General features: G+C 63.4%; 10 protein-coding genes. 6 read left to right on the forward strand and 4 right to left on the reverse strand.

Going from position 1 to position 11451, the window contains the following annotated elements:
- Positions 1-173: 173 nt before the first annotated feature.
- From B9Z51_RS04390 to B9Z51_RS04405, 4 genes are read right to left on the reverse strand one after another with little or no spacing between them, the layout of a single operon-like run.
- Positions 174-1661, reverse strand: coding sequence for a GDSL-type esterase/lipase family protein (locus B9Z51_RS04390; RefSeq protein ID WP_108372093.1), 1488 nt, complete (start codon positions 1659-1661; stop codon positions 174-176).
- Positions 1658-2656, reverse strand: coding sequence for a DUF459 domain-containing protein (locus B9Z51_RS04395; protein WP_158272821.1), 999 nt, complete (start codon positions 2654-2656; stop codon positions 1658-1660). The genes B9Z51_RS04390 and B9Z51_RS04395 overlap by 4 nt, the downstream gene beginning before the upstream one ends.
- A gap of 1 nt (position 2657) precedes the next feature.
- Complete coding sequence (locus B9Z51_RS04400; RefSeq protein ID WP_108372096.1) at positions 2658-4061, reverse strand: MBOAT family protein; 1404 nt, start codon at positions 4059-4061, stop codon at positions 2658-2660.
- Positions 4062-4071: 10 nt separating this feature from the next.
- Entirely contained in the window at positions 4072-4737 is a 666-nt protein-coding gene (locus tag B9Z51_RS04405; RefSeq protein ID WP_233254813.1) for a transglycosylase SLT domain-containing protein, read from the reverse strand.
- A 124-nt stretch (positions 4738-4861) separates the two neighbouring features.
- Here B9Z51_RS04405 and mnmA point away from each other — a divergent pair, with 124 nt between their 5' ends.
- The 6 genes from mnmA (at position 4862) to B9Z51_RS04435 (ending at position 11384) form a co-directional block, all read left to right on the forward strand.
- Complete coding sequence (gene mnmA, locus B9Z51_RS04410; protein ID WP_108372100.1) at positions 4862-5995, forward strand: tRNA 2-thiouridine(34) synthase MnmA; 1134 nt, start codon at positions 4862-4864, stop codon at positions 5993-5995.
- A 19-nt stretch (positions 5996-6014) separates the two neighbouring features.
- Complete coding sequence (locus tag B9Z51_RS04415) at positions 6015-6920, forward strand: LysR family transcriptional regulator (RefSeq protein WP_108372102.1); 906 nt, start codon at positions 6015-6017, stop codon at positions 6918-6920.
- 94 nt (positions 6921-7014) lie between these two features.
- Positions 7015-8412 (forward strand): FAD-dependent tricarballylate dehydrogenase TcuA, encoded by a 1398-nt coding sequence (gene tcuA / locus B9Z51_RS04420; RefSeq protein ID WP_108372104.1) that lies wholly within the window; start codon positions 7015-7017, stop codon positions 8410-8412.
- Positions 8409-9569 carry a tricarballylate utilization 4Fe-4S protein TcuB gene (gene tcuB, locus B9Z51_RS04425; RefSeq protein ID WP_108372106.1) on the forward strand — a complete coding sequence of 387 codons (1161 nt, stop codon included), beginning with the start codon at positions 8409-8411 and terminating at the stop codon, positions 9567-9569. Before tcuA ends, tcuB begins: the two co-directional genes overlap by 4 nt.
- Before the next feature lie 17 nt (positions 9570-9586).
- Positions 9587-10561, forward strand: a complete 975-nt coding sequence (locus B9Z51_RS04430) for a tripartite tricarboxylate transporter substrate binding protein (RefSeq protein ID WP_108372108.1) — start codon at positions 9587-9589, stop codon at positions 10559-10561.
- 22 nt (positions 10562-10583) lie between these two features.
- Positions 10584-11384 carry a substrate-binding domain-containing protein gene (locus tag B9Z51_RS04435; RefSeq protein ID WP_199227444.1) on the forward strand — a complete coding sequence of 267 codons (801 nt, stop codon included), beginning with the start codon at positions 10584-10586 and terminating at the stop codon, positions 11382-11384.
- The last annotated feature ends 67 nt before the right edge of the window (positions 11385-11451 follow it).

Raw genomic sequence — 11451 nt, forward strand, 5'->3', positions numbered from 1 at the left:
ACCGCTCCTGTAGGTCGGCGGCTTCAGCCCCGACATGAAGCCTGCGCCAAAACCACCAACGTCGGAGCTGAAGCTACCGACCTACGGGGAGGTATTTGTAGGTCAGCGGCTTCAGCCCGGACATGGGGCACCCAAGGCCGAATCTGCCCCTGTCAGGCCTGAAGGCCAGGCTCTCAGTCTGCGGCGGATGCGGGGGCCGGGCGGGCAAACACGGCGGGGTTCCAGCCCAGGTCATGGGCAAAACTCTGGGCCAAACGCTGGTAGCCTGGCACCGTGAAATGGATCAGGTCACGGGCCATGAGCGCTGGCGTTTGCTTGGCCCAGCGGTAGGCCCCGCCTGCGCCGCCCATGGCGTCAAGCATGCTCCAGTAACGGCAGCCGTGCGCCACCGCCACCTGCTGCTGGATGCGGCCAATGTGGGCATGCACCCGCGTGAAACGTAACAGGTCGGTGCCGCCCACTGGCGGGGTATCCGTTCGAGCGGCATGCGCCTTGTGCGGGCTGGCAGCTGGCGCCCGTTTTTGGGAACGCCGCACCAGCACCCCTCGGTCACCTGGCGCCACCAGCACACAAGCGGCCTGCGGAAACTGCTGGCGCCAGGCGGCCACCGAAGCTTGCAGCATTTGCGCATAGGCCGGGGCGTCAAACGGCTGCACATTGCCCTCGTTGGTGCCGAACTCCAAAATGACCACGTCATAAGGCGCACGCCCCCACCAGGCCGCCAGATCGTCAGGCCTGACCTGCTTCCAACCTGCCACCGTGGCGCCGGGGAAACCGAACACATCCAGCTGCAAGCGCGTCTGGGCAGGCAAAGGCCACTCCAGCCCCTGCCACCTGAAAGCCCCTTGTACCAAGCGCAGCTGCACCGTCGACAAAGGCGCATCACCGACCAGCTCCAGCACCGCCGGGCCTTCAGGGCCTTGCAAGTCAATGCGCTGCTCCGCGCCATCGTCCACCCGAATGAGCACGGTGATCGGGCTGTTCGTTTGTTGGTACAGCCAGCGCACTTGCCGCTTGTCGGGTTGACCCTGGGCGTTTCTCAAATCCCAGGCCAACCAGGCCCCCTCTTGCTGGCTGAACAGGTTGACCAGGCCCGGCCCGGTGTCAGGCACTGTATGGGGCACATGGGCGGGTTCATACTGCCACTGGGGACTCACGCAACTTTTGCGCAAGGGCAATCGAACGCCCGCGCGGTTCATGTTGGCCGGCACAAAGCGGCTGGCCACCTGATCGGCAGGCAATTGCGACAGGCGCACCAATTCCGCCGTGAAAAACCCGGCCGCCAGATGGCTGTCGCCCCAAATGCCCACCCGCAAGGGCCCCTCAGGCTGAGCCGGGCGCCAAAGCCGGGCTGCCGCAGGCCTGCCCCCGCTGGGCAAGGCCACGGGCACATCGGGGCTGCTGCGAAAATCCTGGAGCTGACGCGCCACCGCTTCGTCGTCTGGCACCTCGGGCGGGTCGGTATCCACCGGCTTGTCTGCGCGGGGCTTGGCGCGCGCCGGGCTGCATTGCAAGTCCGGCACATCGGACAAGGTCTGGACCCGCAGGCTGGTCAGCGCCGAACGCGGCTGAGGTTGAGGTTGAGCCTGAGCCCCCGCAACACCCGCGCAGCCGAGCCACAGCGACAGTGCAGCAGCGCCACCCAACAGGCAAGGCTTCATGGCTGAACCGCCTGCTCAATGTGCTCGACCACCAGCCGCTTGACGCGGTTCAGGCCCGAGGGCGTCATGTGGATGCCGTCTTCAGCGCGCAGGTTGAGCGGACGCCCGCCCTCGTCGATGACGAATTTCTGGAATGGCTCCGACAGCTTGCCGATCAAGGGCTCGGTGGCCAGGTAGTCCATGCCCCAGGTTTGAGCCCGCGAATGAAAAATCCGGTTTTGCAGCATGGCGCCGTCGCGAATGCGGCCTTCGCGCATGGCAGGCAGGCCGAGCCAGATCACCCGCACCTGGCGCTGTGCGGCCGCCGCCAGGATCTCGTCAACCCGCAAGGCGTAGTTCAAAGCCCAACCGGGTGAGGGAAAGCCATGCCGCTGGCCGTCGACCAACATGTCGGCCGGGTCATTGGGGCCCAGAAACACCACCACCAGGGTCAGGTTTCGGGCATCCATCTCCTCCTGAATCCGCGCTGGCCAATCGAAATACTTGCGCACCGTCAGGCCCGTGCTCTGGCGGCTCAGATCGAGCATTTCCCAGTCAGGGTGTTGTGCAGACAGGGCCCGCATCACCAGCGGCGCCACGCCCTGCATCATCGAATCGCCCGCAAACAGGATGCGCTGCGGCCCGGGCAACAATTTTTGCTGCTGCAAACTGGGCACAAATTCTCCGGTCGGCAAAGGCGCTGGCAGCGGCCCCAATTCGGGTGGCTTTGGCGATTTGTCCAACAGGGCCACCTGCGCAGGCTCTGACCAGCCTGTGGCCGTGGGCCAGGCCAGACGGAACAACGGTTTGGAGGCGCCCTGGCGCACATGCGCATCCAGCCAACGCGATGGCCCGAACACCCCATCGGCCAGCGCCTCGGGCAAGGCCGACTCCAGGCTCAGGTGGTAACGGCCGCCCAGATAGCGCTCCAAAGAAGTCAGCCAACACACACACACGATCAGGCCCATCACGGGCAGCATCCAGCTCAACTGGCGCTCGGACAAACGATCAGACATTTCAAAACCGGTAATAAATAAAGCCTGGCACCCCTTCCGGGCCCAGGTACAACACAGCGCACAGCAGCGCCGACAAACACCCGCACGCGGCCACGCGGCCCATGCGCTGCAAGCCATCGGTGCACCAGTCCTCCAGGGCTTGGGCCCAGTGGCTCAAACCCAAGACCAGACCCAGGATCAGCAGCAAGGGCGGCCACGGCACGGGCTGCCCCAGACCGGCGGTTTCATGGGGCAGGATCACCAAACCTTGCAGCATCTGCAGGGCCTGCGGCACGGTATCGGCCCTGAAAAACACCCAGGCCAGGGTCACAAACCCGAACGTCATGGCCTGCGCCGCCAGGCGTGGCCAGGGCTTCATGCCCCAGCGGCTGGCCAGATTCAACACGACCACCCCCAGGCCATGCATCAGACCCCAGGCCACAAAGGTCCAGTTCGCGCCATGCCACAGACCGCTGATGAACATGCCCGCCAGCACATTCCACTGGGTGCGCGCCCAACCCCGGCGATTGCCGCCCAGAGGGATGTAGATGTAATCGCGAATGAAACTCGACAAAGACACATGCCAGCGTGTCCAGAAATCGGAGAGATTGCGCGCCAAATAGGGCTGCCGAAAATTGACCGGCAAGCGGTAACCCATCAACAACGCCAGCCCCGTCACGATGGCGGTATAGCCCGCAAAGTCGAGAAAGATCTGCAAGCTGTAGCCCAGCATGGCCGCCACCAGCGAGGCACTGTTGTATTGCTCGGGGAACTTGTAGACAGGATCCACCACCTGGGCCGCCAGCCACGAAGCCAGCACCACCTTTTGCACCAGCCCCAAAGCGATCAGGTACAGCGCCCGCCAGCCTTCAAACGGGCGTCCGACTTGCGCCGCATCCACCTGGGCAAAGAAATGTTCGGCCCGCAAAATCGGCCCGGCAAACAAGGTGGGCCAAAAGCTCAAGAAGAGCAGCACATCGGCCCAGGACCGCGCAGGCAGCGACTGCCGCCCCACCGACACCAGATAAGTGATGGCCTGAAAGGTGAAAAACGACACCCCCACCGGCGCCACCACATCCAGCACCGGCAGCAAGGACTGAAACCCCGTGCCCTCCAGCAGCGCCTGAAACGACTCCCGCACAAATTCGTAGTACTTGAGCACCACCAAAAAGCTGCCCGCCAGCCACAGCCCCAAAGCCAGGGGCTTGTGGCTCGACCGGGCCACCTGCATCCAGCGGCCCAAGGCCCAGACCCCGGTGCTGTAAGCCAGCAGCACGGCGGCAAACACCGGCACCCAGCTTGTGTACAGCGCATAGGCGGACACGATCAACAGTCCACGCTGCCAGCGCCAGTGATCGGCCAAAGCCCAGTACAGGGGGAAAAACAGCAAACAGGCCAGCGCAAACTCTGGCGATACAAAACTCATTGGAATCGACTCACTGAATGGGCACGTTCACGCCAGCGGCCACCTGATCCAGGCGCGCCTGCTCGGCCAAGACCTTGGCCACGTAACCGCCGTCTTCGACAACCGCGTCGCCGCCCAGGTAAAACTTCAGCCCCTCTTCGAGCGAGCCGCCTTTGAGCTTGATGGCATCGACCAGCACCCCCACCCCCACGCGCAAATTGGTGATGGGGTCAAAAGCGGCCAGCCTGCCGCCATAAGCGTCATAGCGTTTGGCGTGGATGCCGGTCATCACCTGCATCAGCCCTTGCGCACCGGCCTGGCTTTGCACAAAGGGATGGAAATTCGACTCGATGGCCATGACCGCCAAAATCAGGTGCGGCTCCAATTTGGATTTTTTGGACACGGCATAAGCCTCTGCCACCAAGGCGGCCAAGGGCTCGGGGGCCACCTTGTATTTGCGCGCCAGCCACTGGGCCACAGCCGCCTGCTTGGGCGGCAAATCGCGGATATTGACGGCAGTGGCGCGCTCGGCCGTGTTTTCGGGCAACCACGACACCAGCACCTGCCGATCACGCAGCCAATTGAACAACTCCACTTCGGCCGCCTGCAGCCATTGCGGCTCTACCCACAGAGCCAGCACGCACGCAGCCACCGTCAAGCCCACCATGGCCAGACCACTGTGGGTGACGAGGAACATGCCATGGGCAATATCACTCAGGAATATTCGAAAGAGTTGGCACCAGGTGCAGTGTTTGAGCATGAATTTTTAAGAATTCGGCATTATAAATTTTCGGACTCAGCGCTCACAGGATAATCGAGCCATGTCTCACCTTCCACGCGTGGTCGTCGGCTTGTCCGGCGGCGTCGATTCTGCCGTCACTGCCTACCTGCTCAAGCAGCAGGGTTACGAGGTCATTGGCATCTTCATGAAAAACTGGGAAGACGACGATGACAGCGAATATTGCTCTTCCAACATCGACTTTGTCGACGCCGCCGCCGTGGCCGATGTGCTGGGCATTGAAATCGAGCACATCAACTTCGCCGCCGACTACAAAGACCGCGTGTTTGCCGAATTCCTGCGCGAATACCAGGCCGGGCGCACGCCCAATCCCGACATCCTGTGCAACGCCGAGATCAAGTTCAAATCTTTTCTGGACCACGCCATGCGCCTGGGGGCAGAAAAGATTGCCACCGGCCACTACTGCCGGGTGCGACGCAATGAACAAACCGGCCGCCACGAACTGCTCAAAGGCCTGGACCCGTCCAAGGACCAGAGCTACTTTTTGCACCGCCTGAACCAGGCGCAACTGGCCAAAACCCTGTTCCCGGTGGGCGAGCTGCACAAGACCGAAGTTCGCCGCATCGCCGAAGAAATCGGTCTGCCCAACGCCAAGAAGAAAGACTCCACGGGGATCTGCTTCATCGGCGAGCGGCCCTTTCGCGAGTTTTTGAACCGCTACATCAGCAAGGAACCCGGCCCCATCAAGGACCCGACGGGCCGCACCATCGGCCAGCATGTGGGCCTGAGCTTTTACACGCTGGGCCAGCGCCAGGGCTTGGGCATTGGCGGCATCAAGGCCAAAGGTGCGCAAAAGGGTGGGGGCGAGCACACGCCCTGGTTTGTGGCCCGCAAGGACATCGAGAAAAACACCCTGTGGGTTGTGCAAGGCCACGACCACCCCTGGCTGCTGTCGCCCGCCCTGCTGGCCGATGACGCCAGCTGGTGCGCGGGTGAGCCGCCAGCGCCCGGCGCCTATGCTGCCAAAACCCGTTACCGCCAGGCCGATGCGCCTTGCCTGCTGGTCGCGGGCGCAGACGGCAGCACCTCACCGGGTTTTGGTCTGCAGTTTCCCGAAGCCCAATGGGCGGTCACGCCAGGCCAAAGCGCCGTGTTGTACGACGGTGACGTGTGCCTGGGCGGCGGCGTGATCTCTGCCGCCATCCCCCACGCCTGAGACCGCGCCGGAGCCCGCCTTGAAAATCGACTTCGACGGGCTCCAGGCTTTTGTCTGCGTGGCCGAGCTGGGCAGCTTCGTCAAGGCAGCGCTGCAACTGCACCTGACGCAAACCGCGCTGACCCGCCGCATCCAGAAACTCGAGGGCCTGCTGGACACCCGGCTGCTGGATCGCACCACCCGCAAGGTGGAACTCACCGCCACCGGGCGCGACTTTTTGCCGCAAGCACGCCACCTGGTGCTGGACGCCACCCGCACACTGACACGTGTGCGCGACAAGGCGCAGCTGGGCGGCGGGCACTTCACCCTGGCCTGCGTGCCCTCGCTCACTACGCACGTGTTGCCCGAACTCATCCGCGCCTATGCGCAGCAAAGTCCGGGCAACACGCTGCGGCTGCTCGACGCCTCGTCGCACGATGTGCGCGCTGCCGTGTTGGACGGGCAAGCGGAACTGGGCATCGCCATCAACGGCGAGCAACACGCCGAGCTGGAGGAGGTGGCGCTGTTCGAAGACCCGCTGACTCTGTTGTGCCCTACACCGCACACCTTGCAGGCCCGCACCACAGTGAGCTGGACCGACCTGCAAGGGATCGACCTGATCGTGGTCAGCAGCTTCATGGCCACCCGCATGTTCCTGGACTACCAACTGGCCCAGCGCGGCATCCGCCTGAGTGGGCATTACGAAGTACAGCACCACGCCACCGCCATCAACCTGGTGGCCGCAGGCGTGGGCTGCGCCGTCCTGCCGTCATCTACGTTTGAAAACGGTGACCGCCCCAATGTGGTCAAGATCCCCTTGACCGGCCCCGTGGTCAAGCGCCGCGTGACCTTGCTGCGCCGCAAGCAGGCCAGCCTGTCGGCTGCAGCAGAGGGGTTTTATCAATTGAGTTTGCGCCACTTCGGCAAGCGTCGCCGAAAAGATTGATGCATCAATCGCAATAAATCAGCCAAATATTTCATTTCACAAAAATCCTGCTTTCACCGACACTGCGCGCTGACGCGACAAACAAGGACAAGCGATGGGCACCGATGTGCTGGTGATTGGCGGCGGCAACGCCGCCCTGTGCGCGGCCCTGATGGCCGCAGAGGCTGGCGCCAGCGTGATGCTGCTCGAAGCCGCCCCCCGCGAGTGGCGCGGCGGCAACTCGGGCCACACCCGCAACCTGCGCTGCATGCACGATGCCCCGCAAGACGTGCTGGTGGACGCCTACCCCGAAGAAGAATTTTGGCAAGACCTGCTCAAGGTCACCGGCGGCATCACCAACGAAAAACTGGCGCGCCTGACCATCCGCGCGTCCAGCACCTGCCGCGACTGGATGCGCAAGCATGGCGTGCACTTTCAGCCGCCGCTGTCGGGCGCGCTGCACGTGGCCCGCACCAACGCCTTCTTCATGGGCGGGGGCAAGGCCTTGGTCAACGCCTATTACCGCAGCGCCGAAAAACTCGGCGTGCAGATCCGTTACGAGGCACCTGTGGAGCGGCTGGAGATCGAGAACGGCCGCTTTGTGGCCGCCTGGGTGGGCGATGAGCGCATCACCGCCAAAAGCTGCGTGCTGGCCGCCGGGGGCTTCGAGTCCAACCGCGAATGGCTGCGCGAGGCCTGGGGCCAAAACGAGCGCGGCGAATGGCCCGCTGACAACTTCTTGATCCGGGGCACCCGCTTCAACCAGGGCGTGCTGCTCAAGCACATGCTGGCGCAAGGCGCTGACCCCATTGGCGACGCCACACAGGCGCACATGGTGGCGATCGACGCCCGCGCACCGCTGTATGACGGCGGCATCTGCACCCGCATCGACTGCGTCTCGCTGGGCGTGGTGGTCAACACCGAGGCACGCCGCTTCTACGACGAGGGCGAAGACTTCTGGCCCAAGCGCTACGCCATCTGGGGCCGCTTGGTGGCCCAACAACCTGGCCAAACCGCCTATTCGATCATCGACAGCAAGGCCATTGGCCGCTTCATGCCACCCGTGTTTGACGACGTCAAAGCCAACACCCTGCCTGAGCTTGCCCAAAAAATCGGGCTCGATGTGGACACCTTCATGCAAACCCTGAACGACTACAACGCGGCTTGCCGCCCGGGCACCTTTGACCACACCACACTGGACGACTGCCACACCGATGGCGTGACGCCTGCCAAAACCCACTGGGCGCGCACCATCGACTCCGGGCCGTTCTACGCCTATGCGTTGCGCCCCGGCGTGACCTTCACCTACCTGGGGCTGGAGACCGACGACACCGCCGCCGTGCGCTTTGGTGGCGTGCCCAGCGACAACCTGTTTGTCGCGGGCGAGATGATGGCCGGCAATGTGCTGGGCAAGGGCTACACCGCTGGGGTGGGCATGTCGATCGGCACCGCCTTTGGCCGCATCGCGGGCACGCAAGCGGCGCAAGCCGCATTGGCAGGAGCCCAACCATGAGCTCGCTGCAACAACTCACGCAAGAGGCCAAGGCCCTCGCCAACGGCCAATGGGTGCCCACAGAAGCCGAGAGCGAAACCGCGCGCCAGCTGCAAATTTGCAATGCCTGCCGCTACTGCGAAGGCTTTTGCGCCGTGTTTCCGGCCATGACACGCCGCCTCTCGTTCGGGCAAGCCGACATCCATTTCATGGCCAACCTGTGCCACAACTGCGGCGCCTGCCTGCACGCCTGCCAGTACGCCCCGCCCCACGACTTTGCTGTCAACATCCCCAAAGCCATGGCGCAGGTTCGCGGCCAAACCTACGCACATTACGCCTGGCCCGCCCCGCTGGGCCAGCTGTACCAGCGCAATGGCTTGACGCTGAGCTTGGCGCTGGCTGCCGGTCTGGCGCTGTTCCTGTGGCTGGCGCAGCGGAGCGCATCGGCCGGTCCCATCGAGAATTTTTACAGCATCTTCCCGCACAACTTGCTGGTGAGCCTGTTCGCACCGGTGTTCCTGTTCGCAGTGCTGGCCCTGTCGCTGGGCGTGCGCCGCTTCTGGCAAGACATCACCCCGGCCACCAGCGGTGCAGCGCTCACCCCGCCCGCGGCAGCCGAAGCCACACACGATGTGCTGCGCCTGAAATACCTGGACGGCGGTCACGGCGAGGGCTGCAACAACGAAGACGATGCTTTCTCGCAGGCTCGCCGACGCGCCCACCACCTGACCTTCTACGGCTTCCTGCTCTGCTTTGCAGCCACCAGCGTGGCCACGCTCTACCACTATGCGCTGAACCTGCCCGCGCCTTATGACCTGCCCAGCTTGCCCAAACTGCTGGGCGTGGTGGGTGGCGTCAGTTTGACTTTGGGCACAGCGGGCCTGTTCAAGCTCAAGCTGCAGCGCCACCCCGAGCAAGGCGACGCCGCGCAAAAACCCATGGACCTGGGCTTCATCGCGCTGCTGTTCCTGATCAGCGTGAGCGGGCTGGGCCTTTGGCTGGCACGCGGTCACGCATCCATGCCCACCTGGCTGGCCGTGCACCTGGGTGCGGTGATGGCCTTGTTCACCACCTTGCCGTACAACAAATTCGCCCACGGCATTTTCCGCACCGCATCGCTGCTGCGCCATGCCGTCGAAAAACGCCAACCCAACCCCATCGGGCTGGGCAGTGATTGACCCCTGAGGAGACTTCCATGAACAAACGCAACACCCTGCAAGCCATCGCCTGCGCCGCACTGGCCTGTATCGGCCTGAATGCTTTGGCGCAAACCTTCCCACCCAAGAAAACCATCACCATGGTCGTCGGCTTTGCCGCCGGCGGCGCAGCCGATACCGGTGCGCGCATCATCGCCAAAAAGCTCGGCGAGAACATTGGCGCATCGGTCGTGATCGACAACAAGCCCGGCGCGGGCGGCAACATCGCCCACCAGTTCACCGCACAGGGCCCGGCCGACGGCAGTGTGATCCTGTTCGGCTCGGTCGGTCCACTGACCATTGCGCCGCACATGATGAAGCTGCCCTATGACCCCGTCAAAGACCTCTCGCCCATCACCATGGGCGTGAACTTCCCCAATGTGCTGGTGGTCGGCGCACACACCGGCATCAAATCCTTTGCAGAATTTGTCGCCTACGCCAAAAAGAACCCGGGCAAGCTCGACTTCGCATCGACCGGCGCGGGCTCCGCATCGCACCTGGCCGGTGAATTGCTCAACGACATGGCCAACATCGACACCGTGCACGTGCCCTACAAAGGCGGCGCACCTGCCATGCAGGACCTGATCGGCGGCCGCGTGGCAGCCTATTACTCCACCCTGTCCACATCATTGCCCCACATCGAAAGCGGCAAACTGATCCCCCTGGCCAGCACAGGCACCATGCGACTGAATGCGCTGCCCAAAATCCCGACGATTGCCGAGTCCGGCTACCCCGGTTTTTCCGCCACCAACTGGTACGCCTTTGTGGCCTCTTCCAAGGTACCCGCACCCATGCTGGACCGCTGGAACACTGAGCTGGTCAAAGTGCTCAAGAGCCCCGACGTGGTCGAGCAACTCAACAGCCACGGCCTGACACCCCAGCCCAGCACACGCGACGAGTTTGCCAAGTACATGGCCAAGGAAACCGCCACCTGGGGTCGCGTGATCCGTGAGCGCAAGATCACCGCCGAATAAAACAACACCCAGGAGACACACCTTGAAATTTTTGAAGACACTCACCCGCCGCAACTTGCTCGCCAGCGCCTTGCTGGCCTTCGCGTCCTTGGCAGCACAGACTGCAGCGTATTCGGCTGAAATCCACGTCGTCACCTCCGGCGCTTTCACCGAGGCCTACAAAAAGCTGGTGCCCATCTACGAAGCCGCCAGCGGCCACAAGGTCATCAGCGCATATGGGGCATCCATTGGCAATGCACCCGACTCGATCCCCAGCCGCTTTGCCCGCGGCGAGAAGTTCGACCTGGTGATCCTGTCGGAAGGCGGCCTGGAAGCCCTGATGAAAGACGGCAAGCTCGTGGTTGGCAGCCGTGTGGACCTGGCCCGCTCGCAAATCGGTGTGGCGGTGCGCAAGGGCACGCCCAAGCCCGACATCAGCACCGTCGAAGCGCTCAAACAAACGCTGCTGAATGCCAAGTCGGTGGCCTACTCGGCCAGCGCCAGCGGCACCTACCTCTCGACCGAGATGTTCCCCAAGCTGGGCATTGCCGAGCAAATGCAAAAGACCGCTAAAAAGATCATGAGCGAGCGCGTGGGCGCTGTGGTGGCGCGCGGCGATGCCGAGCTGGGCTTTCAGCAGGTGAGCGAGCTGATCTATTTCAAAGAACTCGACTTCGTGGGCACCCTACCCGACGCCGTGCAGCAGACCATCTTCTTCTCGTCGGCGCTGGTGCAAGGCGCTCAGCAGCAAGAAGCCGCCAAACATCTGGTGCGCTTTTTCACATCGCCTGCGGTGGCCGAGATTGTGCGCGGCACAGGCCTGGACCCTGCCGCCAAACCCTGAATGAAAACGACTTGCAGGTCGGCGGCTTCAGCCCCGACATGGGCCTGCGCCAAGTCCAGCAATCGTC

This window comes from Limnohabitans sp. T6-5 (assembly GCF_003063315.1).
Classification (GTDB): Bacteria; Pseudomonadota; Gammaproteobacteria; order Burkholderiales; family Burkholderiaceae_C; genus Limnohabitans_A.

Coding starts and splice junctions, on each gene's coding strand:
- B9Z51_RS04390 (WP_108372093.1), bottom strand. CDS start 1,661: ATGAAGCCTTGCCTGTTGGGTGGCGCTGCTGCACTGTCGCTGTGGCTC.
- B9Z51_RS04395 (WP_158272821.1), bottom strand. CDS start 2,656: ATGTCTGATCGTTTGTCCGAGCGCCAGTTGAGCTGGATGCTGCCCGTG.
- B9Z51_RS04400 (WP_108372096.1), bottom strand. CDS start 4,061: ATGAGTTTTGTATCGCCAGAGTTTGCGCTGGCCTGTTTGCTGTTTTTC.
- B9Z51_RS04405 (WP_233254813.1), bottom strand. CDS start 4,737: ATGTTCCTCGTCACCCACAGTGGTCTGGCCATGGTGGGCTTGACGGTG.
- mnmA (WP_108372100.1), top strand. CDS start 4,862: ATGTCTCACCTTCCACGCGTGGTCGTCGGCTTGTCCGGCGGCGTCGAT.
- tcuA (WP_108372104.1), top strand. CDS start 7,015: ATGGGCACCGATGTGCTGGTGATTGGCGGCGGCAACGCCGCCCTGTGC.
- tcuB (WP_108372106.1), top strand. CDS start 8,409: ATGAGCTCGCTGCAACAACTCACGCAAGAGGCCAAGGCCCTCGCCAAC.
- B9Z51_RS04430 (WP_108372108.1), top strand. CDS start 9,587: ATGAACAAACGCAACACCCTGCAAGCCATCGCCTGCGCCGCACTGGCC.